The organism is Nocardia sp. NPDC003979 (genome assembly GCF_053605015.1).
Genome location: NZ_JBSGIJ010000009.1, coordinates 11,724 through 36,397 on the forward strand (window position 1 = coordinate 11,724; position 24,674 = coordinate 36,397).

30 protein-coding genes are annotated in these 24,674 nt (G+C 67.9%); 15 read left to right on the forward strand and 15 right to left on the reverse strand.

The genetic code is table 11. The annotated features are described in order from the left end of the window. Window positions 1-41: 41 nt before the first annotated feature. The 6 genes from ACWEVR_RS19610 to der all read left to right on the forward strand — a co-directional run bounded on the left by ACWEVR_RS19610 (window position 42) and on the right by der (window position 5,937). Window positions 42-935: a ParA family protein gene (locus ACWEVR_RS19610; protein ID WP_452468094.1), complete on the forward strand. Its 894-nt coding sequence runs from the start codon at window positions 42-44 to the stop codon at window positions 933-935. Beyond that, a complete protein-coding gene (locus ACWEVR_RS19615; protein WP_452468095.1) occupies window positions 932-1,813 on the forward strand; it encodes a segregation and condensation protein A in 882 nt (293 codons plus the stop codon). Before ACWEVR_RS19610 ends, ACWEVR_RS19615 begins: the two co-directional genes overlap by 4 nt. Beyond that, window positions 1,810-2,466 (forward strand): SMC-Scp complex subunit ScpB, encoded by a 657-nt coding sequence (scpB, locus tag ACWEVR_RS19620; RefSeq protein WP_452468096.1) that lies wholly within the window; start codon window positions 1,810-1,812, stop codon window positions 2,464-2,466. The genes ACWEVR_RS19615 and scpB overlap by 4 nt, the downstream gene beginning before the upstream one ends. An 8-nt stretch (window positions 2,467-2,474) precedes the next feature. Next, a complete protein-coding gene (locus ACWEVR_RS19625) occupies window positions 2,475-3,782 on the forward strand; it encodes a pseudouridine synthase (RefSeq protein WP_452468097.1) in 1,308 nt (435 codons plus the stop codon). 68 nt (window positions 3,783-3,850) lie between these two features. Continuing rightward, window positions 3,851-4,525, forward strand: coding sequence for a (d)CMP kinase (gene cmk / locus ACWEVR_RS19630; RefSeq protein ID WP_067494413.1), 675 nt, complete (start codon window positions 3,851-3,853; stop codon window positions 4,523-4,525). Further along, window positions 4,522-5,937 (forward strand): ribosome biogenesis GTPase Der, encoded by a 1,416-nt coding sequence (gene der, locus ACWEVR_RS19635; protein WP_452468098.1) that lies wholly within the window; start codon window positions 4,522-4,524, stop codon window positions 5,935-5,937. Before cmk ends, der begins: the two co-directional genes overlap by 4 nt. Before the next feature lie 41 nt (window positions 5,938-5,978). Here der and ACWEVR_RS19640 read toward each other — a convergent pair whose 3' ends face one another. Beyond that, window positions 5,979-6,575, reverse strand: a complete 597-nt coding sequence (locus ACWEVR_RS19640) for a TetR/AcrR family transcriptional regulator (protein WP_452468099.1) — start codon at window positions 6,573-6,575, stop codon at window positions 5,979-5,981. 93 nt (window positions 6,576-6,668) lie between these two features. On the opposite strand from ACWEVR_RS19640, the gene ACWEVR_RS19645 reads away from it, so the two are divergent. Further along, window positions 6,669-7,556 (forward strand): alpha/beta fold hydrolase, encoded by an 888-nt coding sequence (locus ACWEVR_RS19645; RefSeq protein WP_452468100.1) that lies wholly within the window; start codon window positions 6,669-6,671, stop codon window positions 7,554-7,556. Between the two features lie 113 nt (window positions 7,557-7,669). Then, window positions 7,670-7,945 carry a YggT family protein gene (locus ACWEVR_RS19650; protein ID WP_067493965.1) on the forward strand — a complete coding sequence of 92 codons (276 nt, stop codon included), beginning with the start codon at window positions 7,670-7,672 and terminating at the stop codon, window positions 7,943-7,945. Here ACWEVR_RS19650 and ACWEVR_RS19655 read toward each other — a convergent pair. Then, complete coding sequence (locus ACWEVR_RS19655; protein ID WP_452468101.1) at window positions 7,935-9,056, reverse strand: ACT domain-containing protein; 1,122 nt, start codon at window positions 9,054-9,056, stop codon at window positions 7,935-7,937. The genes ACWEVR_RS19650 and ACWEVR_RS19655 overlap by 11 nt on opposite strands. Before the next feature lie 202 nt (window positions 9,057-9,258). On the opposite strand from ACWEVR_RS19655, the gene ACWEVR_RS19660 reads away from it, so the two are divergent. Next, window positions 9,259-10,515: an aspartate kinase gene (locus ACWEVR_RS19660; RefSeq protein WP_452468102.1), complete on the forward strand. Its 1,257-nt coding sequence runs from the start codon at window positions 9,259-9,261 to the stop codon at window positions 10,513-10,515. Window positions 10,516-10,521: 6 nt separating this feature from the next. On the opposite strand, the gene ACWEVR_RS19665 is transcribed toward ACWEVR_RS19660, so the two are convergent. Next, the gene (locus ACWEVR_RS19665) at window positions 10,522-11,241 is read right to left on the reverse strand and encodes a GNAT family N-acetyltransferase (protein ID WP_452468103.1); all 720 of its coding nucleotides are present in this window, start codon (window positions 11,239-11,241) and stop codon (window positions 10,522-10,524) included. Between the two features lie 566 nt (window positions 11,242-11,807). On the opposite strand from ACWEVR_RS19665, the gene ACWEVR_RS19670 reads away from it, so the two are divergent. Then, entirely contained in the window at window positions 11,808-12,101 is a 294-nt protein-coding gene (locus tag ACWEVR_RS19670) for a hypothetical protein (protein WP_452468104.1), read from the forward strand. Here ACWEVR_RS19670 and ACWEVR_RS19675 read toward each other — a convergent pair. The 4 genes from ACWEVR_RS19675 to ACWEVR_RS19690 form a co-directional block, all read right to left on the reverse strand. Beyond that, window positions 12,077-12,232 (reverse strand): hypothetical protein, encoded by a 156-nt coding sequence (locus ACWEVR_RS19675; protein ID WP_157104676.1) that lies wholly within the window; start codon window positions 12,230-12,232, stop codon window positions 12,077-12,079. The two genes, ACWEVR_RS19670 and ACWEVR_RS19675, sit on opposite strands and share 25 nt — an antisense overlap. A gap of 12 nt (window positions 12,233-12,244) precedes the next feature. Continuing rightward, complete coding sequence (locus tag ACWEVR_RS19680; protein WP_452468105.1) at window positions 12,245-12,976, reverse strand: metallophosphoesterase family protein; 732 nt, start codon at window positions 12,974-12,976, stop codon at window positions 12,245-12,247. Between the two features lie 5 nt (window positions 12,977-12,981). Next, on the reverse strand, window positions 12,982-13,794 hold the full coding sequence (locus ACWEVR_RS19685) for a nucleotidyltransferase (protein WP_452468106.1): 813 nt from the start codon (window positions 13,792-13,794) through the stop codon (window positions 12,982-12,984). Window positions 13,795-13,865: 71 nt separating this feature from the next. Beyond that, on the reverse strand, window positions 13,866-14,066 hold the full coding sequence (locus ACWEVR_RS19690) for a hypothetical protein (protein WP_067493983.1): 201 nt from the start codon (window positions 14,064-14,066) through the stop codon (window positions 13,866-13,868). Window positions 14,067-14,245: 179 nt separating this feature from the next. On the opposite strand from ACWEVR_RS19690, the gene ACWEVR_RS19695 reads away from it, so the two are divergent. Then, window positions 14,246-14,740 carry a DUF6328 family protein gene (locus ACWEVR_RS19695; protein WP_452468107.1) on the forward strand — a complete coding sequence of 165 codons (495 nt, stop codon included), beginning with the start codon at window positions 14,246-14,248 and terminating at the stop codon, window positions 14,738-14,740. Window position 14,741: 1 nt separating this feature from the next. Here the strand turns inward: ACWEVR_RS19695 and ACWEVR_RS19700 are convergent, their stop codons facing one another. Beyond that, window positions 14,742-15,155 carry a low affinity iron permease family protein gene (locus ACWEVR_RS19700; RefSeq protein WP_452468108.1) on the reverse strand — a complete coding sequence of 138 codons (414 nt, stop codon included), beginning with the start codon at window positions 15,153-15,155 and terminating at the stop codon, window positions 14,742-14,744. Window positions 15,156-15,298: 143 nt separating this feature from the next. Between ACWEVR_RS19700 and ACWEVR_RS19705 the strand changes: the two genes are divergently transcribed. Beyond that, window positions 15,299-15,532 (forward strand): hypothetical protein, encoded by a 234-nt coding sequence (locus ACWEVR_RS19705; protein WP_067493989.1) that lies wholly within the window; start codon window positions 15,299-15,301, stop codon window positions 15,530-15,532. Between the two features lie 8 nt (window positions 15,533-15,540). Then, window positions 15,541-16,008 (forward strand): SRPBCC family protein, encoded by a 468-nt coding sequence (locus ACWEVR_RS19710; protein WP_452468109.1) that lies wholly within the window; start codon window positions 15,541-15,543, stop codon window positions 16,006-16,008. A gap of 3 nt (window positions 16,009-16,011) precedes the next feature. Here ACWEVR_RS19710 and ACWEVR_RS19715 read toward each other — a convergent pair whose 3' ends face one another. Beyond that, window positions 16,012-16,995: an NAD(P)H-dependent oxidoreductase gene (locus ACWEVR_RS19715; RefSeq protein ID WP_452468110.1), complete on the reverse strand. Its 984-nt coding sequence runs from the start codon at window positions 16,993-16,995 to the stop codon at window positions 16,012-16,014. Between the two features lie 98 nt (window positions 16,996-17,093). Between ACWEVR_RS19715 and sigJ the strand changes: the two genes are divergently transcribed. Then, on the forward strand, window positions 17,094-17,981 hold the full coding sequence (gene sigJ / locus ACWEVR_RS19720) for an RNA polymerase sigma factor SigJ (protein ID WP_452468111.1): 888 nt from the start codon (window positions 17,094-17,096) through the stop codon (window positions 17,979-17,981). On the opposite strand, the gene ACWEVR_RS19725 is transcribed toward sigJ, so the two are convergent. Continuing rightward, window positions 17,978-18,829, reverse strand: a complete 852-nt coding sequence (locus ACWEVR_RS19725) for an SDR family NAD(P)-dependent oxidoreductase (protein WP_452468112.1) — start codon at window positions 18,827-18,829, stop codon at window positions 17,978-17,980. The genes sigJ and ACWEVR_RS19725 overlap by 4 nt on opposite strands. A 52-nt stretch (window positions 18,830-18,881) precedes the next feature. Here ACWEVR_RS19725 and ACWEVR_RS19730 point away from each other — a divergent pair, with 52 nt between their 5' ends. Then, window positions 18,882-19,856: an alpha/beta fold hydrolase gene (locus ACWEVR_RS19730; RefSeq protein ID WP_452468302.1), complete on the forward strand. Its 975-nt coding sequence runs from the start codon at window positions 18,882-18,884 to the stop codon at window positions 19,854-19,856. A gap of 8 nt (window positions 19,857-19,864) precedes the next feature. Here ACWEVR_RS19730 and ACWEVR_RS19735 read toward each other — a convergent pair whose 3' ends face one another. The 5 genes from ACWEVR_RS19735 to ACWEVR_RS19755 all read right to left on the reverse strand — a co-directional run bounded on the left by ACWEVR_RS19735 (window position 19,865) and on the right by ACWEVR_RS19755 (window position 24,658). Then, window positions 19,865-20,455: a dihydrofolate reductase family protein gene (locus tag ACWEVR_RS19735; protein WP_452468113.1), complete on the reverse strand. Its 591-nt coding sequence runs from the start codon at window positions 20,453-20,455 to the stop codon at window positions 19,865-19,867. Next, entirely contained in the window at window positions 20,452-21,246 is a 795-nt protein-coding gene (locus ACWEVR_RS19740; protein WP_452468114.1) for a metalloregulator ArsR/SmtB family transcription factor, read from the reverse strand. Before ACWEVR_RS19740 ends, ACWEVR_RS19735 begins: the two co-directional genes overlap by 4 nt. A 98-nt stretch (window positions 21,247-21,344) precedes the next feature. Further along, a complete protein-coding gene (locus ACWEVR_RS19745; RefSeq protein WP_067494014.1) occupies window positions 21,345-21,518 on the reverse strand; it encodes a CsbD family protein in 174 nt (57 codons plus the stop codon). 99 nt (window positions 21,519-21,617) lie between these two features. Beyond that, on the reverse strand, window positions 21,618-22,334 hold the full coding sequence (locus ACWEVR_RS19750) for an HAD family hydrolase (RefSeq protein ID WP_452468115.1): 717 nt from the start codon (window positions 22,332-22,334) through the stop codon (window positions 21,618-21,620). Beyond that, window positions 22,331-24,658: a glycoside hydrolase family 65 protein gene (locus ACWEVR_RS19755; protein WP_452468116.1), complete on the reverse strand. Its 2,328-nt coding sequence runs from the start codon at window positions 24,656-24,658 to the stop codon at window positions 22,331-22,333. The genes ACWEVR_RS19750 and ACWEVR_RS19755 overlap by 4 nt, the downstream gene beginning before the upstream one ends. Window positions 24,659-24,674: the final 16 nt, after the last annotated feature.

A 24,674-nucleotide genomic window follows, 5' to 3' on the forward strand; every position in this document is an offset into this window, starting at 1 on the left:
CAGGGGTTACCGGCAAGGAAACGTATAAGGAGCAGCGGATCGTGACGACAGCGGAAACACCGTGGGACGGTGGGCCGGAACAGGTCACCGAGGCCGTCGAGATCGGCCCGACGGGCCGCCCGCTGCGCCTGGTACCCGAACCACCGCAGGTCAAGCAGCACGGCGACGCGCTCGTCGTGGCCATGTGCAACCAGAAGGGCGGGGTGGGCAAGACCACCTCGACCATCAATCTCGGTGCGGCACTGGCCGAATACGGGCGCCGCGTGCTGCTGGTCGACCTCGACCCGCAGGGTGCGCTGTCGGCCGGTCTCGGGGTCGCCCATCACGATCTCGACCTCACCGTGCACAACCTGCTGATCGGCGGCAAGGCCTCGGTCGACGACGTGCTGCAGACCACCAAGGTCGACGGCATGGACCTGCTACCCAGCAACATCGACCTCTCGGCCGCCGAGATCCAGCTGGTCAACGAGGTGGGCCGCGAACAGTCCCTCGGCCGGGCGCTGGCCGCAGTGCGTGATCGCTACGACTACATCCTCATCGACTGCCAGCCCTCGCTCGGACTGCTCACCGTCAACGCGCTCGCCTGCTCCGACGGAGTCATCATCCCGATGGAATGCGAGTACTTCTCGCTGCGCGGGCTCGCCCTGCTCAACGACACCGTGGAGAAGGTGCGCGACCGTCTCAACCCCAGGCTGAGCCTGTACGGCATCGTGGTCACCATGTTCGATGCCCGACTGCTGCATTCGCGTCAGGTGATGTCGCGCGTGGTCGAGGTGTTCGGCGACCTCGTCTACGACACCGCCATCTCGCGCACCGTCCGGTTCCCCGACGCCAGCGTCGCCGGCGAGCCGATCACCACCTGGGCGCCGAAATCGGCGGGCGCGGAAGCGTATCGGGCGATGGCACGCGAGGTCATCCACCGGTCGGGCCGGTGATCGAGGCACAACCTGCGGTGCAAGCAGTACCCGAAGAGGCAGTACCGGCGGAAAACAGCGGATTCCATCTGCGGCTCACCAACTTCGAGGGGCCGTTCGATCTGCTGCTGACGCTGATCAGTTCACGCAAACTCGATGTCACCGAGGTGGCGCTGCACAAGGTCACCGACGAATTCATCGCCTACACCAAGGCATTGACCGCCGAGCTGGCCGAGAACACCAAGCTGCGCGCGGACAAGATTCTCGATCAGACCACCGAATTCCTCGTCGTCGCCGCGACTCTGCTGGACCTGAAAGCCGCGCGGCTGTTGCCGTCGGGGGAGATGACCGACGCCGAGGACCTCGAACTGCTCGAGGCACGCGACCTGCTGTTCGCCCGGCTGCTGCAGTATCGCGCGTTCAAGCAGGTGGCCGAGTTGCTCGCCGAGCTGGAAGCCGCCGCGCTGCGCCGGTATCCGAGGTCGGTGGCGCTGGAAGATCAGTTCGCCGGGCTGCTGCCCGAAGTGACCCTCGGGGTGGATGTCGCCGCGTTCGCCGAGATCGCGGCCGCCGCGTTCCGGCCACGCCCGGTCGCCGAGGTCGGGCTCGGGCATCTGCACATGCACACCATCTCGGTGGCCGAACAGGCCGAGCTGGTGCTGGCCCGGCTCAAGGAACGCGGGCCCGGCGGGTGGACGACCTTCGCCGAGCTGGTGTCCGATTGCACTGTTCCGGTGGAAATCGTGGCCCGGTTCCTGGCGTTGCTCGAGTTGTATCGCGGCAAGACCATCGCCTTCGACCAGCCCGACCCGCTCGGCCCGCTGGCCGTGAGCTGGCTCGGCGAGCTCGACCCCGACGCCGAGGCGGCGGCCTTGACCTTCGAGGAGGATTACGGATGAGCGACCTAGTGGCTGAACTCACTTCTGAGCAGCTCGACGAAGCGGAACTACGGTCCGCGCTCGAGGCCATGCTGCTCGTCGTCGACGCTCCCGCGCCGGTAGAACAGCTGGCCGCCGCCCTGGACGACACCAGCGAACGGGTCGAGGAAACCCTGCGCGCGATGTCGGCGGAACTGACCGCGCGCGGCAGCGGCATCGACCTGCGTTTCGTCGGTGACGGTTGGCGCTTCTATACTCGACAGGAGTACGCGCCCTATGTCGAGCGGGTACTGCTCGACGGGGCCCGGACGAAGCTCACCCGGGCCGCCTTGGAAACCTTGGCGGTGGTCGCCTACCGCCAGCCGGTGACCCGCACCCGGGTCAGCGCGGTTCGCGGGGTGAACGTCGACGGAGTGATGCGCACGCTGCTGGCGCGGGGCTTGATCGCGGAAGCGGGTCAAGACCCGGAAACCAACGGCACGCTCTACCGCACCACCGAGTTGTTCCTCGAACGGATCGGGCTCGCCTCACTGGGCGACCTGCCACCGCTGGCGCCGCTGCTTCCCGGCGTCGATCTGATCGACGAGATCAGCGAGAGCCTGGACACCGATCCCCGGTACACCAGGCTGCAAAAACCCGCCGAGTCCGACATGGATCTCGGCACCGACGATTGACAGGACAGATGAATAATTCCGCTCGCCGAGATGGCACACCGGATCGAAGAAAACGCAGCGACCAGCCCCGTAGTGGCGCGAACCGAACCGCGGCTCCCCGCGGCGGCAGTGCGCGCACCGGTCAGGCCGGTTCCCGCGGCGAGGCCCCCGGCCGCCGCGGCACCAGCGCGGGTGGCTTCCAGCGCGGCAATCAGACAGCGGCCCGGTCGGCCGGCTCCTTCCAGCGTGACGCCGAGTCCGGTGGTCGCCGTGGCTCGACCGGCGGCTACCAGCGCGACGACCGTCGCAACGCCCCGACCGGTGGCGACCGTCGTGGCCCGTCCGCCGGTGGCTACCAGCGCGGCACCGGCGCTGCCAATGGTGGCGGTTACCCGCGTGGTGACGCCGACCGTGGACAGCGTGGCGACACCGCCGGTCAGCGCAGCGGCGCTTCGGCCGGAACGCAGGCCTTCGTGGCGCGTAACAAGAAGTCGGCGAAACCGCAGCGCAAGGTCGTCGCCCCGACGATCCTGAACAACGCCAAGCCTGCCCGTCATCAGCACGCCGACACCGCCGAGGGCCCCAAGAAGCTCCCGTGGGGTGAAGGCGAACGTCTGCAGAAGGTGCTCGCCAAGGCCGGTGTGGCCTCGCGCCGCGCCGCCGAGGAGATGATCGCCCAGGGCCGCGTCGAGGTCGACGGCAAGATCGTGCGCGAGCAGGGTCTGCGCATCGACGCCGAGAACGCCGTCGTGCGCGTGGACGGCACCCGCGTGGTCGTGCGGGACGAACTCGTGCACCTGGTGCTGAACAAGCCCAAGGGCTGGCAGTCCACCATGTCCGACGACCTGGGCCGCCCCTGTGTCGGTGACATCGTGGCCGAGCGGATCGCCGCGGGTCAGCGCCTGTTCCACGTGGGTCGACTCGACGCCGACACCGAGGGCCTGCTGCTGCTCACCAACGACGGCGAGATGGCGCATCGCCTGATGCACCCGTCGTTCGAGGTGCCCAAGACCTACCTGGCCACCGTGTACGGCGAGGTGAACTACCGGCTCGTCGGCAAGCGGCTGCGCGAAGGCGTCGAGCTCGAGGACGGTCCGGCCAAGGTCGACAAGTTCATGGTGCTCGAGTCCTACGAGGGCCGGTCGCTGGTGAAACTGGTGCTGCACGAAGGCCGCAAGCACATCGTGCGCCGCCTGCTCGACGAGGTGGGGCACCCGGTGATCCGCCTGGTCCGCACGCACCTCGGTCCGGTGGCCCTCGGTGATCAGCGTCCCGGCACCCTTCGGGTGCTCGGCCGCGACGAAATCGGCAAACTCTACGAGGCGGTGCAGCTGTGAACGGAGTGGATTTCTCGGTGGAACCTGCCCAGGGCAGGCTCGCGGGCGACGGCACGCTCGTCGTCGCCATGGACGGCCCGTCCGGCACCGGCAAGTCCAGTGTGTCGCGCAAGCTGGCCACCCGTCTGAACGCCCGCTATCTCGACACCGGTGCCATGTACCGGGTGGCGACGCTGCGGGTGCTGCGTGCGGGCGTTGATCTCACCGATGCCGAGGCGATCGCGCAAGCCGTTGCGGCGCTGCCTCTTTCGATCGGTACCGATCCCAGCCACGAGGTCGTCGAACTCGACGGCGACGACGTGTCGGCCGAGATCCGTGGTGACGCGGTGACCAAGGCCGTTTCGGCGGTGTCGGCGGTGGCGCAGGTGCGCGAGCAGCTCGTCGCCCTGCAGCGGGAGATCGCCGCCGTGGCAGGCCGGATCGTGGTCGAGGGCCGCGATATCGGCACCGTCGTGCTCACCGATGCCGACGCCAAGATCTACCTCACCGCCTCCGCGGAGGCGCGCGCCCAGCGGCGCAACGCCCAGAACATCCGCGAGGGACGCGGCGACGACTACCCGGCCGTGCTGGCCGACGTGCAGCGCCGCGACACCCTCGATTCCACCCGCAAGGTCTCGCCGTTGCGCCCCGCCGCCGACGCGGTGCTCGTCGATACCAGCGATCTCACGATGGAACAGACCATCGACGAGCTGTATCGCGTGGTGGCCCAGCAGCTTTCGGCCACGACAGGAGGGTCGCGATGATCGAGGACGTACTCGAGGGCGACGGTATCTGGACCGATGAAACCGACTGGGAGATCACCGATCTCGAAGGTGAGGGCGAGGGTGAGGAACACCTCGCCATGCCGACGGTCGCGGTGGTCGGCCGTCCGAATGTCGGCAAGTCGACCCTGGTGAACCGCATCCTCGGCAGGCGCGAAGCCGTGGTCGAGGACGTTCCCGGCGTTACCCGTGACCGGATCTCGTATGAGGCCAGTTGGGCCGGACGCCGCTTCCTCGTGCAGGACACCGGCGGCTGGGAGCCCGACGCCAAGGGCCTGCAGCAGCATGTGGCCCGGCAGGCCGAGGTGGCGATGGAGACCGCCGACGCGATCCTGCTCGTCGTCGACGCCACCGTCGGCGCGACCGCGACCGACGAGGCGGCGGTGCGCAAGCTGCGCCGCTCCAAGATCCCGGTGATCCTGGTCGCCAACAAGGTCGACGATCAGAAGGTCGAGATCGAGGCCGCGACGCTGTGGTCGCTCGGCCTCGGCGAGCCGCGCATGGTCTCGGCCGCGCACGGGCGCGGTACCGGTGACCTGCTCGACGACGTGCTCGCCGCACTGCCCGAGACCCCGCGTGAAGGCACGGGTGTGGCAGGGCCGCGCCGGGTGGCGCTGGTCGGCAAGCCCAATGTCGGCAAGTCGAGCCTGCTGAACAAGCTGGCGGGCGACGAACGTTCGGTGGTCCACGATGTCGCGGGCACCACCGTCGATCCGGTCGACTCCCTCGTGGAGCTGGGCGGCAAGGTGTGGAAGTTCGTCGACACCGCCGGTCTGCGCCGCAAGGTCTCCAACGCCACCGGCACCGAGTTCTACGCCTCGCTGCGGACCAAGTCGGCGCTGGAGGCATCGGAGGTGGCGATCATGCTGATCGACGCCTCGGTACCGATCACCGAACAGGACCTGCGGGTGATCAGCCTGGTCGCCGACTCCGGTCGCGCGCTGGTGCTGGCGTTCAACAAGTGGGACCTGGTCGACGAGGATCGCCGCTACATGCTCGAGCGCGAGATCGATCGTGATCTCGTGCGGGTGCCGTGGGCGCAGCGGGTGAACATCTCCGCGCACACCGGTCGCGCCGTGGCGAAGCTGGTGCCGCAGATGGAGACCGCGCTCGAGTCCTGGGACAAGCGCATCTCCACCGGCCGGTTGAACACCTGGCTCAAGGAAGTCATCGCGGCCACCCCGCCGCCGATGCGCGGCGGCCGCCAGCCCCGCGTCATGTTCGCCACCCAGGCCGGCACTCGTCCGCCGACGTTCGTGCTGTTCACGACCGGTTTCCTCGAGGCGGGTTACCGTCGCTTCCTGGAACGGCGCCTGCGCGAGGAGTTCGGGTTCGACGGCTCGCCCGTGCGCATCTCGGTGCGCGTGCGCGAGAAGAAGGAACGCAGAAAGTAGTTCGACTCGACAAAGCCCCGGCGAATCCCGCCGGGGCTTTGTCATGCGTCGAAGACACGATCGAGCAGGTGATCCACCAATTGTGTCGCGCGCGTGCCGTAGTCGTCGTTGGTGAGCATGCCCTGCGCGAGTCCGCCGAGGGCGAGCAGGATGACCTCTGCGTCGCCGCGGACCACTGACTCGTCCGCCTCCGGGCCGCGCGAGGCCCGCAGCTGGTCGGCGACCGCGTCCACGATGTAGTTCGGCGCCCCCACGGTGTCGGCGGATCCGATGTCCGGGCCCGTCAGCGCGGCCGCGTGGAAGATCCCGAGGATGACGGCGTTCTGCCTGCTCGGTTCATCGAGGGGGAGTAGTCCGAGCAGGATCGTCCGGACGATGTCGCGTGGTCCGGCGCCAGGCGCGAGCCCCGCCAGTCCCGCGCCCAGCCGAGCGCCGGAATCCGCCACCACCGCCCGATGCGTGGCGAGCAGGAACTCCCGCTTCGTGCCGAAGTAGTACTGCACCGACCGCACCGACACCCCGGCCTCGGCGGCGACGGACTGGAACGTGGCCGCGTCGAGCCCGCCCCGCGCGATCACCCGCCGCGCGGCATCGGTGATCACCCTGCGTCGCTCGTCATGGTCGGCCAAGCGTGGCACCCTGCCTCCTTCGTCTGTACCGGCGAATCTTTATGGTACGCCCATACCATCTATGTGGTACGTTGATACCATCAACGAGGAACAGGGGTGGTCATGGCCAAGATCGGGCGATTCAAGAACGACGCCGCGCGCGAGGAGTATCTGCGGACCTATCGGGAGCTGGAGAAGCAGTGGCCCGTTCCGTCGGAAATGCTCGACATCCCCACCTCCTTCGGCATGACGAAGGTCCGCAAATCCGGTGCGGGGCAGGGCATTCCGCTCGTGCTGATGCACTCGCTCGGGGGGAACAGCCTGATGTGGAGTCACGTGGTGGAGGACTTCGCCCGCGATCACGTGGTGTACGCGCCGGAAATGATCGGGACCCCGGGGCTCAGTGTGCAGACCGCGCCGATCGACGAGACGAAGTTCGGTGCGTGGCTGGGTGAGGTGCTCGACGGACTCGGTGTCGACCGGGTGCATCTCGTCGGCTACTCACAGGGTGCATGGCAGGCGATGGCCGTCGCGACCACGCAGCAGGCGCGACTGGCGAGCCTGAGTGTGGTGGAACCGAGCGGCACCTTGACGAAGATCAAATGGAGCCTGTTGTGGATGATGCTGCGCGTCGGTGCCCGGCCGACGGACAAGAATCTGCGCGCGATGAACGCACGGCTCAATCCGGGCGTCACCCTGACCGACGCCGAATTCGCCGGTGTGAAGGCGGCTCTCGGGTATGTCCCGACGATCGGCTATCCGAAGATGTTCACCGACGAGCGACTCGCGACGATCACGACACCGACCCTGATGCTGCTCGGGTCGGAGTCGTTGGTTGTCGATCCGCAACTGGCCGAGCGACGCCTGCGCGACAACCTCCCCACCTGCGAGGTCGAGATCTTCCCCGGTGTGGGGCACGGGCTCTTCTATCAGATTTCCCGGCAGGTGACCGCGCGCATCCTGGACTTCGCCCGCCGCTACGAACACACCGCCGCACGCCACGCCGAGTAACTGACCTGTCCGGACTGATAGTCCGCTGAGAACGGTGCATAGTGGACACCTTGGGGGCGGCTGAGGCGTTGTTTCGGTAAGAGGTCGACGGTGGCCTCCGGAAGGAGTGCGTCATGAGTCTCATCGGAACCCTGCTCGGGTGGGTACTGACGGTGTTCTTGGTGCTGTTGATCGCGCGGATGGTGGTCGACTGGCTCGACACGCTGGGCAATCGGTCACCGTGGGTGGGGAAGGTCCGGTCGGTGACCCATGCGGCGACAGAACCGGTGATCGCGCCGGTGCGCAAGGTGCTCAAGCCGGTTCGGCTGGGCGAGGTCTCCATCGACCTCGCCTTCACCGTGGTGTTCATCGCCGTGCTGATCCTGCGGGCGGTGGCGTTCAGCCTGTGACCGGCGCACCTTCGACCCGCCACCTGGTGAGCACCGCGCTCACACAGGTGGCGTCGGTGAGGGCGTCGACAGTGTCGGCCAGCGCCGATTCGCGGGCGCGGTGGGTGAGGACGATGAGGTGGGCGTCGTCACCCTGGAGTTCCTGACGCACGCGCTCGATGCTCACCCCGTGGTCGGCGAAGATCGAGGCCACCTGCGCGAGGGCGCCCGCGTGATCGGTGACCCGCAGGTTCAGGTAGTAGCGGGTGGGAATGTCGCCGAACGGCGCGACCGGTAGCTCGGCGTAGTACGAGGCGCGTGGAGCCCGGCCACCGTTCACGCGGTTGCGCGCCGCGCTCACCAGATCACCGAGCAGCGCCGAGGCGGTGGCCCGCGTCGCGTCACGACCGGAGAACATCAGTCGCCCGGCACCCTCGGCGTCCACCGTCACCGCGCTGAACGGCGCATCCACCTGGGCCAGCGGGTACGCGGCAGGCAGCAGTGCGGGATGCACCCGTACCGAGATCCATTCCTTGCCACCGTCTTCGGGCTCACTGATGCGGGTGCATACGGTCAGCTGGCGCAACCGCAACGACAACGCGTCGGCAGCCGCCAGATCGTGTGCCGACGCCACCCCGAACTCCTCGAAATGCACGTCGCCGACCTCCACCCGGGTATGGAAGGCCAAGGTGGCGAGGATCGCCGCCGCGTGCGCGTCGGCCGCGGCGAAGACGCCGAGCACCTCGCGCACGCGATCGCCCGACAGCGACTGTGTGAGCGGTCGAACCACCGGCACCCCGCCCGCCACGGCGGCCTCGAAACACAGATCCGCCCCGAATTCCTCGGCGGCCGACATCAATTCGGCACCGTGTGAAGCGATGAGCGCGGTATTCGCGGTGACCACCGATCGGCCCGCCCGCAACGCGTCGAGGACGGCGCCCAGGCTCTCGGTGGTCGCGGTGGTGTCGACGACGAGGTCGGCCGCGTCCGTGTCGAGGGTCAATCGCGCCCCGGCTCGTGCGCTCAGCTCGTCACCGGATTCGGCGATGATCCGCACCACCTCCCCGGCCTGCGCCCCGGTGCCGAGCACCGCGACACGCAACGAAGGGGAACGAAAGTGCCGAGTAGTCATCCGAATTCGCCTAACGCCGAGAACCGCCGAACATCGGAGCCGGCGCACGCGCGCCACCCCCATGCCGCCAGTATCGCGCCAGAAACGGCACGGCGGCACCACTTTTCGCGTCACAAACCACCCAGCCACGCCCGGATTGCCGGGATACTCGACGGGAGTTACCCGCGAGTACCTCGCGGGCGAGCAGGGAGAGGACAGCGGGATGGCCCTGGTTGTACAGAAATTCGGTGGCTCGTCGGTCGCGACCGCGGAGCGCATCCGCCGGGTCGCCGAGCGGATCGTGGAGACCAAGAAGCAGGGCAACGACGTGGTCGTCGTCTGCTCGGCGATGGGCGACACCACCGACGAATTGCTGGATCTGGCGGGTCAGGTGGCACCGGCACCGCCGCCGAGGGAGATGGACATGCTGCTCACCTCGGGCGAGCGGATCTCGAACGCGTTGGTGGCCATGGCCATTCATTCCCTCGGCGCGGAGGCGCGTTCGCTCACCGGTTCACAGGCCGGGGTGATCACCACGGGCGCGCACGGCAACGCCAAGATCATCGAGGTCGATCCGGGCCGGGTGCGGCGCGCTCTCGACGACGGCGAGATCGTGCTGGTCGCCGGCTTCCAGGGCGTGAGCCAGGACAGCCGTGACGTCACCACACTGGGTCGAGGCGGTTCCGACACCACCGCCGTCGCCTTGGCCGCCGCGCTGCACGCCGACGTGTGCGAGATCTACACCGATGTCGACGGCGTGTTCACCGCCGACCCGCGCATCGTCGGCGACGCCCAGAAACTCGACCAGGTCTCCTACGAGGAGATGCTCGAGATGGCGGCCTGCGGTTCCAAAGTACTCATGCTGCGCTGCGTCGAGTACGCCCGCCGCTATCAGGTCCCGGTGCACGTGCGCTCGTCCTACACCGACACCGTCGGCACCACCGTGTTCGGTTCGATGGTCGACATCCCCGCCGACCAGGCCGTGCTCACCGGCGTCGCGCACGACCGCAACGAGGCCAAGGTGACCGTCGTCGGCGTGCCCGACGAACCCGGCTACGCCGCGCAGGTGTTCCGGGCGGTCGCCGATGCCGAGGTGGGCATCGACATGGTCGTGCAGAACACCGGAACCGGCCGCACCGACATCACCTTCACGCTGCCCGCCGCCGACGGCGACCGCGCGGTCGCGCTGTTGCGCTCGCGTCGCGCCGAGATCGGCTTCGCCGATGTGCGCTACGACGACCGCGTCGGCAAGGTGTCGCTCATCGGTGCGGGCATGCGCAACAACCCCGGTGTCACCGCGACCTTCTGCGAGGCACTGGCGGCGGCGGGCATCAATCTCGACCTGATCGCCACCTCCGAGATCCGCATCTCCGTGCTGGTGCGCGACACCGAGCTCGACGAGGCGGTGCGCATCCTGCACCGCGCCTTCGACCTGGGCGGGGCGGAGGTTGCCGTCGTGCACGGCGGAACGGGACGCTGACCTGGTTCAGCCGATCGAGGCGGTGAGGGCGCGCAACGCCTCGGCGGTGGCCGGGATGAGCGGCGCCCGCCGTTGGGTGGCGCGAGCGGCCAGTTGTTCCATGATCCGCTCGCGCACCCCCGGCCATTCGTCGCGCAGGATCGAATAGAACGCGGTGTCGCGCACCTCGCCGTCGAGCCCACGGGAATGCGCCCGGCGTACACCGTCGCTGACCGCGCCGAGCCGTTCGATGGCCGCCCTGGAGCGCAGGTTGCGGGCGTCGGCCCGCAGGGTCACCCGGCGCACCCGCCACGTGTCGAAGGCGTGGGTGAGCAACAGCAGCTTGGAGTCGAGATTCACCTGGCCCCCGCGCACGGCGGGGGTGAGCCAGGTGTTGCCGATCTCCACGGCGTCGGGAATCGCGCCGCCGGGGGAGGCGGTGACCGGTTCGGCCGACAGCGGCCAGGTGAGCGGACCCTGCCAGTAATTCAGGCGGGTGAAGCGGGTGGCGCCGACCACGCATTCGTCACCGATCATCACGATGGCGAAGGCCAGTGCCGAACCCGCCAGCTGGGCGGCCTCGGCCTGGAAGACATACGTGCGCGCTTCCTGTTCGCCGTGCGGGACAACGGTGAACCCCGGTTGTCCGCGCAGCGCCTGCGCGGCCGCTGCCAGACCGGGAACATGGTGGGGTGCAAGGGGTTCCAGCCGTACGATGCGGCCGTCGAGGATAACGGGTGCGGGCATGGTGACCGGCGTCCTTCGTTTGAGAGGGTCACCGAATCACGAGGCGTGGATCCTCACGCGGCACATGATTCGGCGAAGCGACACGAACGATCCAGCAGCATCGAGAAGAAACTGGATGGACGATAGCCGAACGTGCGCCGTTCAAACACTCGAACGCACCCGTATGTCGCGCGCGTGTGCACGACACGAAATGGGCGCCGATTCCGGTGTCGCCGACTCGGTCCGGTCACAAACCGCGCCGTTGTCTGTCTCGAGGAACGTTTACGCACCTCAGAGGCTATAACGGTTCTATAAATCACATGATTGTCGGCTTGCTGGGCAATTGTCCAGAATTGTCGGACTATTCCAGTTCGAACGCCTATTCCTGGGAAATGTAACAACCGTTATCGCTTCGTGTCGAACACCCATTCGATGTGACCCAGATCACATGGTCTGTTATCCTCCGGTTAGACCTGGCACGCTCGATATTGCTGAACGTTAACCGTTTGTGATCACTGCGTGCGCCACCTGCGTGGTTTGACCTACCGGCTGTGTCGGGACGGCCGTCCGGAAGGGAGCTCGTGACTATGAGCAGCATCTACTTCGAATCGAACAGCAACCTGTCAGTTACCAGACGTGACCGCCGCGTCAGCGACGACGCCATCGCCCCGCTGGCGATCCCGAGCCTTGTGCTCGGCATGTTCCTGGTCGGCCTCGGCCTCATCGCGTTGCTTCGCCTCGGCGACTGGTTCGCCAACTATGGGCCCGAACTGGTCATCTCCGCCTATGCCCTCTACATGGCGGCGTCCGGTTGGCTGGTGGTCTGGAGCGCGGCGACCGTCCGGTCGCAGCGCGGTCACGGACCGGCCGGGTCGTCCTGATCGTCGCGGCCCGCCGCCGCGAGTGCCTCCGACAGTTCCCGGCGCAGACGCTGCGCCGTCGCCTCGTCGCCCGCGTCGGCGGCCGTGGTGATGTCCTGGCGTAGCTGGGCGATGGTGTCCTGCGAAACCATGAGAATCCTCCTTCAGATGTATGCCGACGACGTGGCGGGCGCCAGGTCGTAGACGGCGTATTCGGTGCCGATCACCGGCTGGGCGACATTGCGCACCCGGATTCCGCCCGGGGTGGTGCCGCGTTCGGTGCCCGCGTGGGCGTGACCGTGGACCGCCAGGTCGGCGCCGCACGCATCGATCGCCTCCCCGAGCAGGTAGGAGCCGAGAAACGGGTAGATCTCCGGCGGCTCGCCGTGCAGGGTGTCCGACACGGGCGAGTAGTGGGTGAGCGCGATGGTCACGTCGGTGTCGAGCCTGCTCAGCGCCGTGTGGAGCTGTTCGGCGAGCTCTACTGTGTGGGCCGCGAACTCGCGCATCTGCGGTTCGCCGAACGCGCTCGCGCACTTGCCTGCGAACCCGCCGCCGAAACCCTTGCTTCCGGCGATGCCGAGCGTGCGTTCACCGATGGTGAGCACCGTCGAGGTGCCCTCGAGCACGGTGATGCCGTGCGCGGACAGTAGCGCGCTCATCTCCTGCTCGCGGTCGCTGTGATAGTCGTGATTGCCGAGCACCGCCACGACCGGGACGTCGAGATCGCCGAACTCGCTCGCCACCACCTCCGCCTCTTCGATGGTGCCCAGGCGGGTGAGGTCACCGGCGAGCAGCAACACATCCGCGTGCTCGGGCAGCCGTTCGAACACCGGCCTGCACCGACCACGCGAATCCGCGCCGAGATGCACATCGCCTACCGCCGCTACTCGCATCCCGCTCACCTCAGCACTTCCGGTTCGGCCGGTTCGGCGGGTCTGCGCACCCGCACGTCGTTGTGGACCCGCAGGTCACCGATCCGCTCGTGCAGCACGGCCTCCAGAGCCTGCCTGCTCTGCTCGTCGGCGACCTCGCCGGTGAGTACGACGACATCGGAACGCAGCGTCACGTGCACACTCATGGTCGCGGTCCGTGGATCCTCGGCGAAGGCGCGGCGCAGGTTGGCGACCACGTACTGCGGTGGTTCGGCGGCAGGCGCGCGTGGCACGTGGTAGACGCCGAGGTCGTCGAGCAGTCCCAGAAATGCCCGCGCGTAAGGCGATTCGGCCGTGTCTCGGTACACCTGGGACCAGTCGATCTGCTCGCGCAGGGCGCGGGCGACCTCGAGCAGGCGGGTGAAGTCGAGACGGTGCGCGTCGAGCACCATGAGTTTGTCGACCAGCACGTCGGTGGCGGGCAGCACCGGTGCGGTCGCCGGGCCGACCGACATCGACTCGGCACGGTCGAGCAGCTCGTCGTCGACGGTGCGGTGGTTCGTGCGGAAGATCAGGTCGACGAGGATCTCCCCGTCATAGACCTTGGTCAGCCAGTTCTCCGGCGGGTCGACGGGCCGTAAGCCCGTGGCCGCCAACGCATCCCGTGCGGCATAGGCGTCCTCGGCGCGGAGGAAGATGTCCACATCGTGATCGCTGGCCGGGCCGCCGTGCGCGTACACCGCGCAGCCACCGGCCACCGCGAAGCGAATGCCGTTGTCGTGCAGGGTGTTGACCACTCGGGTCAGCGTCTGCAGCAGGTCGGAGATCTCGGCGGTCATCAGGCCACCACCTTTCGCCGTGGACACCCCGGGCCCGGCATCGTGCCAGGCCCGGGGTCGGTAGCAGAGAGTCAGCGGCCGCCGTGGCTGTGCTGACCGCCCTCGCGCTTGGCCTCGGTGGGCTGCGCCTGGGCGCCCTTGCGGCCTGCCTCGCGCGGGTCGGCGGAATTGCGATCGCCGAAGCTGCCGCTGCTGGCGTGGCCGCCACGGGCCGCCTGCTCCTGGGTGTCGTTTCGGTTGCCGAACTGTCCAGGGTTGTTCGGGTCAGGCATGGATGCCCTCCTCGTGTCGTCTGGTCTTCTGGCATGTGGCCGTTGTTCTCGACCACACCGTCGCACTACCCGGCCGCGCGCCGCTCAATCATGGGTACGCCGGTCGGTGGCGGGATTCGGGCGGTGTGCGCCGGGTATGCGCATCAAGAGGGCGTCGGCCCGGGCGACGAGGAGCGGTGATGGACGGCGATGACACCGACTGGAATCGACGGGTGCGTGGCGAGAACACCATTCAGCGTCTCGACCGCAACTGGGCCTCCTTGCTGCAGGAACTGCGGGTGCTGCAGACCGGTGTGCAGGTGCTCACCGGTATCTTGCTGACCTTGCCGTTCCAGTCCCATTTCGACGCCCTCAGCACGGAATTGCGGGTGGTGTACCTCGTCGTCGTCACTGCATCGATCGCCGCGACCGCCCTGCTGGTCGCCCCGGTGGCGCTGCATCGGCTGTTGTTCCGCAGGCACCGGCTCGATGCCCTGGTCACCGGCGCGCACCGGCTCGCGCTGGGCGGTATCGCCCTGCTCGGGGTGGCGCTCACCGGCATCGCGGTGCTGATCTTCGATGTGGTGGCCGGGACGCCGGCGGGCATCATCGCTGGTGTGGTGGCCTCGATCATCTTCCTCGCGCTGTGGGTGATCCAGCCGCTCGTCTACCGGAAGGGGCCGGAGACGGACTGAACTATTCGCTGCTCTCGCGATCTTCCAGTCCCACGGCGTCGGTCAGTTCCTCGCGTTCCCTGGCCAGGGCCGGATACTCGTTGCTCAGCTCGCCCATCAGCGCGGCGAGACCCGCGGCGAGCGCGTTGAGCTTGTGCTGGGCGGCGTCGTCGTTGCGGGCCTGGGTGTTCTGCAGCAGCGCCACGAGCAGGAAGGTGACGATGGTGGTGGCCGTGTTGATCACCAGTTGCCAGGTGTCGATGCTGGGGAACAGGAACACCGAGGGCGCCCAGATCAGGACCAGCACGAGGCAGGCGGCGAAGAACCACGCCTTGGACGCGAAATTGCTTGCCGCCGTGGCGAAACGGTCGAAGAAGGTCTTGTGGTCGGAGATGTCCGACGGCATCGTCGCATTGTTCGACCTGCTTGCGGACATGTCGACCACCCACCTTCACCGGTTCGGGCAACGAGCTCTGTGATCGGCGAATATCCGTTTCGCAGGATTTCAACCAAAAGGTCGGTTCGGTTCGGCCGCACCGGGTAAACGCCCGCTGTCCACCGATCCGAAAGAGGTGAAGCATGGCCGTCTGTGAGACGTGTGGCAACGACTACGCGCGCGCGTTCACCGTGAGCCGCGACGGGCAGAGCTGGACATTCGACAGCATCGAATGCGCGGCATCGAAGCTGGCCCCCGACTGCGCGCACTGCGGATGCCGGGTTCTCGGCCACGGGGTCGAGGCCGGACAGACCGTCTTCTGTTGCGCCAACTGTGCCCGCCGCGCCGGGCACGACGCCCTCGTCGACAGCGTGTAGGAGGAGCCGTGCACGACGACATGATCTGGGTGCAACTCACCGTGCCCGCCGGAGTGGACGACGTCTTCGCGGTACTCGCCGACGGCTGGTCGTATTCGGGGTGGGTGGTGGGCGCCTCCCACATCCGCCGCGTCGACAAGGGCTGGCCCGCGGTCGGCACCCGCATCCACCACAGCGTCGGGCCGTGGCCGCTCGTCATCGAGGACACCACCGAAGTGCGGGCATCGGAGGCACCACACACCCTCGAACTCGACGCGCGGTTGTGGCCGATGGGCGCGGCCGTCATCCGCTTCGAACTGCACGAGGTCGCCCCGGCAACCACCGAGGTGCGGATGGGCGAACTGGCGGTGCGTGGGCCGGGCAAGCTCGTCCCACGCGCCGCGCAGGAGTTGCTGCTGACCCCACGCAACCGCGAAACCCTCGACCGGCTGTCGGACCTGGCCGTCGGCAAGAGCCGCGCCGCGGCCGGCGGCTGACCGTCAGGGCTCCAGGTCGGTGAGCGCCTTACCGCTCGGGATATCGAGCGGCACCGAGACCTGGTCGTGGGCGATCAACCAGCTGCCACCGACCTTGCGCAGGCACAGCGTCGCGCGCACCCACATGCCGTCGGTGACAGCGCCGTCGCGCAGTGTGCCGCGCAGCCTGCCGAAGCCGTGCCCGTACGCCACGTCGGTACCGGTCGTGAAGGTCAGGTCGCGGAACTCGTAGCTCAGGGTGTCGAACACCTGGAACACTCGCGCCCAGTTCTCCAGCTTCGCCGCCCTGCCCCGGTGTTGCAGGGGCGGCTCGATATCGAACGAGACAGCGTCGTCGGTGTAGAGCGCGCCGATGCCCTCGAGGTCCTTGTTGCGCAGGCGCTCGACCAGCCGGTCGATCTGTGCGCGGATCTCGGCGGTTTCGTCGGTAGGCCACCGCAGCGGCGCCAGGGCTGTTGTCCACGAGACGAGCTGGTCCAGCGTCTTGCGCAACGCGAGGTCGTGGTGCTCACGCGCGACGAAGGTCGTGGCGTTCTCGAAATCGGTGAGTACGCCGATCGAGACCGAATGGCCGATGTCGGCCATCCCCAGCGTCCCGCACACGGTGCGCAACTGCACCACCGAGCGGGCGCCGCCGTTGACGCCGTACCCGACGAAGGCGACGGCCTTGTCGGTCCATTCCGCGAAGGCGTGGTCGAGGGCGTTCTTCAGGACGCCGGGGATGCCGCCGTTGTACTCGGGGGTGACGATGACGAACCCGTCGAACGGCGCGATCCGGGCAGCCCAGGCGCGGGTGTGTTCGTTCTCCGACGGGCCGAACATCGGGGGCGACGTCTCGTCGAAGTGCGGGAGCGGGTGGTCGCGCAGGTCGACGAGCTCGAATTCGGCGTCGCCGCGTCGCGATGCCGAATCCAGCACCCACCGGGCGACCTGGACTCCGTTGCGGTTGGATCGGGTGCTGCCGAGAATGATGCCGATTCTGATCATGTCCTTCCGACGACGCGGACGCCGGAAATGTCAGGCCTCACAGATCGGGGCGCTGTTTCGTCGGTCATGGTGAGGGAACCGACCGCGAGGAGCCGATCATGACCGACCCCCACCTGTCCGAGGTGATGAGTGAGCGCCGCCAGTTGCTCAATCTGGCGTACCGGCTGCTCGGATCGCTGGCCGAGGCCGAGGACGTGGTGCAGGAGACCTATGCGCGCTGGTACGCGATGAGCGAACAGCGCCGCGCCGAGGTGACCACGCCCGGCGCCTGGCTGACGACGGTGGCAGGGCGCATCTGTCTCGACCTGCTCGGCTCCGCCCGCGCCCGCCGGGAACGCTATGTGGGCGAATGGATTCCGGAACCCCTTCCCGGCCGCTCCGACTTTTTCGGCGGTACCGCAGCGCCCGACCCCGCCGACCGGGTGACGCTCGACGAGTCGATCAGCATGGCCTTCCTCGTCGTGCTCGACTCCATGACCCCCGCCGAGCGGGTGGCCTTCGTACTGCACGACGTGTTCCGCTACTCCTTCGCCGAAGTGGCCGAAGTGGTCGGGCGCACCCCGGCCGCGTGCCGTCAGCTCGCCTCGAGCGCCCGCCGCCGCATCGATACCTCGCCTCGCCCACCCGAAACCGCGCGTGCCGAGCTGGTGCGGAACTTCAAACGGGCCTGGGAGGCGGGCGATATCGAGGCGCTCGTCGGGTTGCTCGACCCGGCCGCGGTCGCTACGGCGGACAGCGGTGGGCTGGTTCCCGCGTTCCGGGAGCCGCTGGTCGGCCGCGGCGAGATCGCGACGGCGTGGATCGACATCGCCACGCGGTTGTCGACAGTGGTGCTGGTGGAGCGCATGGTGAACGGGCAGCTCGGTCTGGTCGCCGAGGCCGACGGGAAGGTCGTCTCGGTCTACTCGTTCGACATCGTCGAGGATCGGATCAGCCGGATCTGGGTGATGCGGAATCCGGAGAAACTGCGCGCGTGGACAGGCTAGGGATCGTTGCGGGGAATGCGGCCGTCCACGTCGGTGAATCCGTACTGCTCGGCCAGATCGGCGACCTTCCACGCTTTTCCGGTGCGTGCGAGCCGGTCGGGGTCGGCGGCGAGGGCGACAACGGCCCGGCCGGGGAACCTCGGTGTCTCGGCGGCGTTCAGGTCGAAGGTTCCCTCGCCGGGCAAGGTCACCAGGCGACGGCCCTGGTCGTCGGCGGGAACCATTTGCAGCAGTTCGGTATTCACGATGCCGGGCCAGAGCGATACCGCGGTGGTCGCGGTGCCGTCGAGATCGTGGGCGAGGTCGGCGGTGAGCCGGTCGAGGGCGGTCTTGGCGACCCCGTACACCGCGTTGTGCAGGTAGCGCTGCGAACCGGGGGAGGAGATATTGGCGATCAAACCCTTCGACTCCATCAGCAGGGGCGCCGCGAAAACGCTTGCCGCGTAATGGGAGCGGACGCCGATGTCGAAGGTCTCGTCCCAGGCCGCAGGCGGCACCTCCCAGAATTTGCGGCCGAGCCAGCGGGCGGCGGCGGGGGAGTTGTAGACATTGTTCACCAGCACGTCGAGGCGCCCTTGTTCGGCGCGCACCCGCGTGAACAGTTCCTCGACGGCCCCGTCGTCGCGATGATCGCAGACCACCGCCACGCCGAGCCCGCCGAGGGCGGTCACCTCGGCGGCGGTGTCGTGCACGGTGCCGGGGAGCCTGCCCGCGGTGGTCGTGCGGCCGGTGACGTACACCGTCGCCCCCGCCGCACCGAGTTCCTGGGCAATGCCTTTGCCGATGCCACGGCTGGCTCCGGTCACTACCGCGACCCGTCCGCCGAGAATCCTGGGTGTTCCGCTCATGGCCTCGGGACACTACCTTGAAATAGGAACACGTTCTAGATTTTTGGAGGCGCTGGTGGAACTTCGGCATCGATTCCTGGACGCCGGCGACGTCCGGTTACATGTGACCGAGCAGGGGCAGGGGTATCCGGTGGTGTTCTGCCACGGCTTCCCCCACACCGGCTACATCTGGCACCGCCAGCTCGCGGCCGTCGCCGAGGCGGGCTTCCACGCGATCGCGCCCGATCTGCGCGGCTACGGACGCACACACGCGCCCGACGACGTCGAGGCGTACACGAATGCCGCCGTGATCGGCGATCTGCTCGCCCTGCTCGACGACATCGGCGCGCGGCAGGCGGTTTTCGTCGGCCTCGACTTCGGTGCCCAGCTGGTGTGGGAGTTGTCGTTGCGTGCGCCCGAACGGGTGGCCGCCGCGGTGGTGCTGAACAATCCCTTCGCGCCGCGTCCACCCCGTCCGCCGTCCGATTTCTGGACCAAGGCCGCTCAGCGCCACTTCCTGCACCTGTCCTATTTCCAGGAACCCGGTCGGGCCGACGCCGAACTCGCCGAGCGTCCCCGCGAATTCCTGGCGAGGGTCTACTACTCGCTCTCCGGGGACTACCACTACCTCGACACCTGGAAGAACCCACCGGGGCTCGGCTATCTCGATGTTCTGCCGAAAGCCCCCGACCTGCCGTGGTCCTGGCTCACCGAGTCCGAATTCGACACGCTGGCTACCGAATTCGAGCGCACCGGGTTCACCGGCGGCCTCAACTGGTATCGCAACCTCGACCGCAACTGGTACCTCACCGAGTCGCTGGCCGACCGTCCCGTGACCGTCCCGACCTACTTCCTCTACGGCGAGAACGACCCCGACATGGAGGGCTTCAGCGGCCGCGACCCGCTGGCCACGCTGCGCGCCAATGTGACCGATCTCCGTGCGGTAGTGCAGGTTCCGGGAGCGGGGCACCTGGTCCATCTGGAACGCACGGACCCCGTGAACGAGTTCGTGCTCAGCGCGCTCGGTGACGTGGCGCCGCGGCCGTAGCGGTCGGTTCAGCGTGCGCGGTCGTACACGAGGGCGAGCTCGCCGGATGTACCGGCGGTGTGGCTGGTCAGTGTCCACCGGGAAGCCGGCAGCCCGTCGGTGAAGAACAGCGCGCCGCCCCCGGCGATCTCGGGAACGATCATCAGGTGCAGGCGGTCGATCAGATCGGCGGCGAGCAGGTCGGCCACGATCGTCGGACTGGTGTTGACCAGGATGTCGCCGGTGCCGGAGCTCTTCAATTCGGTGATCACCTCGGCGGCGGGCGCGTTCACGACGCGCGTTCGCTCCCAGGGTGATTCGGTGAGCGTGCTAGACAGCACCACCTTGTCCACGTCGACGAGCCACTTCGCGTAGGCGCGGTCGCGCGGGTCGGCGTTCTCGTCGGCGGCGACGGTCGGCCAGTAGCCGAGGAATCCCTCGGCGTTGCTGCGCCCGGCAACCGCGGTTGTGGCGTCGGTGTGAATTCCGCTGAGGTAGTCGCGGGCGGTTTCGGTGCTCGCGTAGGTGACGATGGCGCCGAGATCGGCCGGGCCGGCCGGTCCGTGGTAGCGGCCGTCGAGGGTGAGGCTGATGTTGGTGGTGACGCGGCGAGTGCTCATGATCGGGCTTTCCTGTCGAGGTTGTCGAGGACCTGGGACCAGCCGGTTTCGATACCGGCGATGAAAGAGGCTGCCGCCACCGTGGTTTCGGCGACGACGAGGTCGAGCCGGAAGCGGGTCCCGGACCCGTCGTGCTCGAAACCGAGGGTGTAGTGGCCGGTGAAGGAGACTTCGCCTGCCGCGTCGAGTACCGACAGGTCGAAGGCGAGGCGGTGGGGTTCGTCGGCCTCGACGACTCGTCCGGCCGACCGGTAACGCCCGCCGTCGTCGTCGCGGTAGTCGAGCACCACCTGACCGCCGGGAAACGGCTCGATCCGGCAGTCGGTGACGGTCATCGACGGCGGCACCCACCACTGGGCGAGCAGATCCGGATCCACCCAGTGCCGCCACAGCATCTCGGGCGCGATCCCGAAGGTCCGCTCGAAGGTGAAGCTGCGCCCGTCGGCCCACCGATCATGCTGTGCTGCAGCGGTTTCGGCTTCGATCGCGGCCAGATAGCGCTCCACCACATCCCGCTCGCCGGCGTGCTCCTCGATGGTCGCGAGCATCGCGCGCAACCGATTGTCGAGCTCCCGCAACGGGCCGGGTTCCACGGCGTAGACCCGGCGCTGCCCGAGCGGGAACACCGAGACGAGGCCCGCTTTGGCGAGCGTTTGGAGGTGCTTGGTCGTCTGCGGCTGACGCAACCCGGTGTGGGTGGCGAGTTCGCCGACCGACCGAGGCCGCTGCGCGAGGAGTTCGACGATGCGCCACCGTGCGCTGTCGCCGAGTGCGGCTGCGATCTCTTCCATGGCCAGAAGTATTCACTATGAAGAATATTCCTGTCAAGGAATACAACTGTGGCCCCCGCTTGTCAGCTGGGGGCCACAGTTCGAAAAGGGGAGCCGGATCAGTCGCGGAAAGCGTCCTTGACCTTCTCGCCGGCATCCTTCAGGTTGGACTTGGCCTGGTCGCCGCGGCCCTCGTTCTGCAGATCGCGGTCGTCGGTGGCCTTGCCGGTCGCTTCCTTGGCCTTGCCGGCCAGCTCTTCGGCCTTGTTCTTCGCCTTGTCTGCCAAGCTCATGGCATTCCTTCCGGACAGAACGCTCGACCACAGGTGATCGATGGGCCATCCTTGGGACCCACGGAGCGTCTACCCGGGGCCACCGAACGCAAACAGGGCCTAGGTGAGAAGGTCGGCCAGATCACCGATCACCACATCGGCGCCCGCCGCACGCAGGGCGGCCGGGCCCGTGCCGCGATCGACCCCGATCACCCGGAAACCGCCGCGACGACCTGCCTCGACGCCCGATACCGCGTCCTCGATGACGATCGTCTCGGTGGGCTCGACACCCAGTGCTCCGGCGGCGGCGAGAAACATCGCCGGATCGGGCTTGCCCGCGAGCCCGTCACGCGCGGCGACGGCGCCGTCGACGATCACCGCGAATCTGTCGAGCAGTCCGGCGGTCTGGAGCACCAGCACCGCGTTGCGCGAGCTGGAAACCACTCCCATCGGTATCCGAAGCGCCGCAAGAGCGTTGACCAGACGCAGCGAGCCGTCGAACACATCGACCCCGTCGCGGTGCACGATCTCGGTGAATCGCCCGTTCTTCCGGTTGCCGAGGCCGTGCACGGTGGCTGCTTCGGGCACGTCGTCGACGGTGCCGTCGGGTAGTCGCAGCCCGCGCGAGGACAGCACCGCCCGCACACCGTCGATCCGTGGTTTGCCGTCGACGAGGTTGTAGTAGTCGTCATCGGTGAACGGCGCGACCTGTGGTGGCAGGAACTCGGTGAACAGCGTGGTCCACGCGCGGCGGTGCACGGCAGCGGTATCGGTCAGTACCCCGTCCAGGTCGAACAGCACGGCGGCGGCCTGCTGTACGGCCACCCGCTCGGTCATGAGACGACGCTTTCGGGCGCACGCACCTCGACGACCTCACCCGGCCACACCTGCACCGGATCTCCCCACACGCTGATGGTTTCGGCGGGTCCGTCACCGATCAGCTCGAACTGGGCGTCGTGGTGACCGAGGTCGGCGCGCACCACTCGCCCGCGCCAGTGCACCGAGAACCGCAACCGCTGCCACGACGAGGGCAGCGCGGGGGCGAACAGCAATCCGTCGCGGGTGGCCTGGAACCCGCCGAACCCGTGCGTGGCGACCTGCCATGTGCCCGCCGCCGACGCGATGTGTATGCCCTCTTCCGTATTGCCCTGATTGTCGTCGAGATCGACGAATGCCGAACGGCCGAAATATCTTTCGGCCGTGTCCGCCTCGCCCACCCGCAAGCCGACGATGGCATGGATGGAGGGGCTCAGCGACGACTTGTGCAGTGTGCGCGCCTCGTAGAACGAGTAGTTCTGCCTGCGCGTCTCCAGCGAGTACTCCTCGGGCAGCAGATGCATGAGCATCACCACGTCGGGCTGTTTGAGCAGTGACGTGTCCTCACAGTTGAAGTGGTCGAAACCCGCCGGGTACCGAGGCATGTCGTTGTCGTCCCATTCGGTGATCGGGACGACAGTGCGCTCGAAATATCCGTCGAACTGCTCGATCACCCCGCAGTCGGGGTCGACCGGCACGCGGATTCGCCGGGCCGCATCGACCCACTGCTCGGCTTCGGCCGCCGACAGCGCCAACGCTTCGGCATGGGCGGCAAGCAGTTCCGGCTGTTCGGCGGCCATCCGCCGATAGACCGCCGCGGCCTGTTCCAGGTGCCAGCGCACCAGCCGGTTGGTGAAGGCGTTGTTGTCGACGTGGGAATGGAATTCGTCCGGCCCCATCACCGTTCGCAATACCAGCGCATCGCCCTCGGGTTCGCATCGCTGTACCCAGTAGCGGGCGGTCTCGAACAGGATCGGCGCGCCCTCGGTGAACAGGTACGTGTCGTCGCCGGTGACCTCGGTGTAGCGGATGACGGCGTACGCGACATCGGCGGTGACGTGCAGTTCCTCCTCCCTGGTGTAGAAGCGGCCCGAGCCGTCGTGGGTGTACTGCGGGCATTCCTCGCGGCCCGTGTCCGCCGATTCCCACGGAAACCGGGCACCGGTGGCGCCGTTGTCGGCGGCGACCGCACGGGCGCCGGGCAGGGTGTGGTGGCGGTAACCGAGCAGGGCACGAGCCGCCCGCGGCTGGGTGAACAGGTAGAACGGCAGCAGCATGATCTCGGTGTCCCAGAAGACGTGGCCGCGATACCCTTCGCCGGACAGGGATTTGGCGCCGATGCTCACCGTGGGGTCGTCGGGGTTGGCGGCGATGAGCAGGTGATAGACGGCGAAGCGCAAGGCCTGGGTGACGTGGTCGTCGCCGACCACCTCGCAGTCCGATTCGGCCCACAACCGTTCCCACGCCGCCGCGTTCGCAGTGCTCGCCTGGTCGAAATCGGTGACCCGTGCGACGGTCGCTCGCGCCCGAACGCCCGGTGCCGCAGCGGTTTCCGGATCGCGACTGGTCGCGACGCCGACGAATTTGTCGACGCCGACCGTCTCGCCCGCCGCCACGGCGAAGTCCACTTCCACCGCGATCGACTCGTGACTGCGCACCTCGACGCGGCGCTGCGGTGTCGTCGGCAGGTCGGTGCGCAACGCGTAGGCCAGGTCGACACCGCTGTCGATCGTCCGGCATTCGAGCATTCCCACGCTCTCGGTGAATCCGGTTCCGGTGGAACGCAAATGGGTGGACAGGGCCCACTTGTCCCACTTGCGGTCGTATCCGAACTCGGTGTCCTCACGGTAGGTGGGCAGTCGTTCGCGGTTGCGCCGGTGCCCGTCGATTCCGGTGCGGATGGTCACCGTGGCCGCGCGATCCAGGGCGGTCACCCGAACCCGCAGGCAGCACAGATCGCGATCGGCCATACTCGCGAAACGTTCGGTGCGCAGCACGAATCGCGCACCGTCGGGCAGCGCGAATACGGTCTCGCGGGTGAGGACTCCGCGGCGCAGGTCGAGCTCGCGGTGATGACGCAGCACCGCCGCCGATTCGGTGTCGAGCCGGGTTCCGTCGGCGAACACCTCGGTGAGCAGCCAGTCCGGCGCATTCACCAGGTCGACGACCGGCGCGTCGAAGGCGTCGTACACCCCGGCCAGAAATGTGCCGGGCAGCGAGCCGGTATGCCGCTCCTCGAGCGAGCCCCTGGTACCGAGGCGGCCGTTACCGACGGTGAAGATGGACTCGAAGTAATTGGCGCGGTGCGGGTCCCATTCGTTCTCGACCACGGTCCACGGGTTCATGGCGGCCCTCCGGGAT

Excerpts from the sequence above, each read along its gene's own strand:
- ACWEVR_RS19670 (WP_452468104.1), top strand. The coding sequence starts at position 11,808 with ATGAGCAGCATCTACTTCGAATCGAACAGCAACCTGTCAGTTACCAGA.
- ACWEVR_RS19735 (WP_452468113.1), bottom strand. The coding sequence starts at position 20,455 with ATGAGCACTCGCCGCGTCACCACCAACATCAGCCTCACCCTCGACGGC.
- ACWEVR_RS19690 (WP_067493983.1), bottom strand. The coding sequence starts at position 14,066 with ATGCCTGACCCGAACAACCCTGGACAGTTCGGCAACCGAAACGACACC.
- ACWEVR_RS19755 (WP_452468116.1), bottom strand. The coding sequence starts at position 24,658 with ATGAACCCGTGGACCGTGGTCGAGAACGAATGGGACCCGCACCGCGCC.
- ACWEVR_RS19665 (WP_452468103.1), bottom strand. The coding sequence starts at position 11,241 with ATGCCCGCACCCGTTATCCTCGACGGCCGCATCGTACGGCTGGAACCC.
- scpB (WP_452468096.1), top strand. The coding sequence starts at position 1,810 with ATGAGCGACCTAGTGGCTGAACTCACTTCTGAGCAGCTCGACGAAGCG.
- ACWEVR_RS19700 (WP_452468108.1), bottom strand. The coding sequence starts at position 15,155 with ATGTCCGCAAGCAGGTCGAACAATGCGACGATGCCGTCGGACATCTCC.
- ACWEVR_RS19675 (WP_157104676.1), bottom strand. The coding sequence starts at position 12,232 with ATGGTTTCGCAGGACACCATCGCCCAGCTACGCCAGGACATCACCACG.
- ACWEVR_RS19650 (WP_067493965.1), top strand. The coding sequence starts at position 7,670 with ATGAGTCTCATCGGAACCCTGCTCGGGTGGGTACTGACGGTGTTCTTG.
- ACWEVR_RS19725 (WP_452468112.1), bottom strand. The coding sequence starts at position 18,829 with ATGAGCGGAACACCCAGGATTCTCGGCGGACGGGTCGCGGTAGTGACC.
- cmk (WP_067494413.1), top strand. The coding sequence starts at position 3,851 with ATGGACGGCCCGTCCGGCACCGGCAAGTCCAGTGTGTCGCGCAAGCTG.
- ACWEVR_RS19715 (WP_452468110.1), bottom strand. The coding sequence starts at position 16,995 with ATGATCAGAATCGGCATCATTCTCGGCAGCACCCGATCCAACCGCAAC.
- ACWEVR_RS19695 (WP_452468107.1), top strand. The coding sequence starts at position 14,246 with ATGGACGGCGATGACACCGACTGGAATCGACGGGTGCGTGGCGAGAAC.
- ACWEVR_RS19685 (WP_452468106.1), bottom strand. The coding sequence starts at position 13,794 with ATGACCGCCGAGATCTCCGACCTGCTGCAGACGCTGACCCGAGTGGTC.
- ACWEVR_RS19745 (WP_067494014.1), bottom strand. The coding sequence starts at position 21,518 with ATGAGCTTGGCAGACAAGGCGAAGAACAAGGCCGAAGAGCTGGCCGGC.
- ACWEVR_RS19680 (WP_452468105.1), bottom strand. The coding sequence starts at position 12,976 with ATGCGAGTAGCGGCGGTAGGCGATGTGCATCTCGGCGCGGATTCGCGT.
- ACWEVR_RS19655 (WP_452468101.1), bottom strand. The coding sequence starts at position 9,056 with ATGACTACTCGGCACTTTCGTTCCCCTTCGTTGCGTGTCGCGGTGCTC.
- der (WP_452468098.1), top strand. The coding sequence starts at position 4,522 with ATGATCGAGGACGTACTCGAGGGCGACGGTATCTGGACCGATGAAACC.
- ACWEVR_RS19625 (WP_452468097.1), top strand. The coding sequence starts at position 2,475 with ATGAATAATTCCGCTCGCCGAGATGGCACACCGGATCGAAGAAAACGC.
- ACWEVR_RS19660 (WP_452468102.1), top strand. The coding sequence starts at position 9,259 with ATGGCCCTGGTTGTACAGAAATTCGGTGGCTCGTCGGTCGCGACCGCG.
- sigJ (WP_452468111.1), top strand. The coding sequence starts at position 17,094 with ATGACCGACCCCCACCTGTCCGAGGTGATGAGTGAGCGCCGCCAGTTG.
- ACWEVR_RS19750 (WP_452468115.1), bottom strand. The coding sequence starts at position 22,334 with ATGACCGAGCGGGTGGCCGTACAGCAGGCCGCCGCCGTGCTGTTCGAC.
- ACWEVR_RS19705 (WP_067493989.1), top strand. The coding sequence starts at position 15,299 with ATGGCCGTCTGTGAGACGTGTGGCAACGACTACGCGCGCGCGTTCACC.
- ACWEVR_RS19645 (WP_452468100.1), top strand. The coding sequence starts at position 6,669 with ATGGCCAAGATCGGGCGATTCAAGAACGACGCCGCGCGCGAGGAGTAT.
- ACWEVR_RS19740 (WP_452468114.1), bottom strand. The coding sequence starts at position 21,246 with ATGGAAGAGATCGCAGCCGCACTCGGCGACAGCGCACGGTGGCGCATC.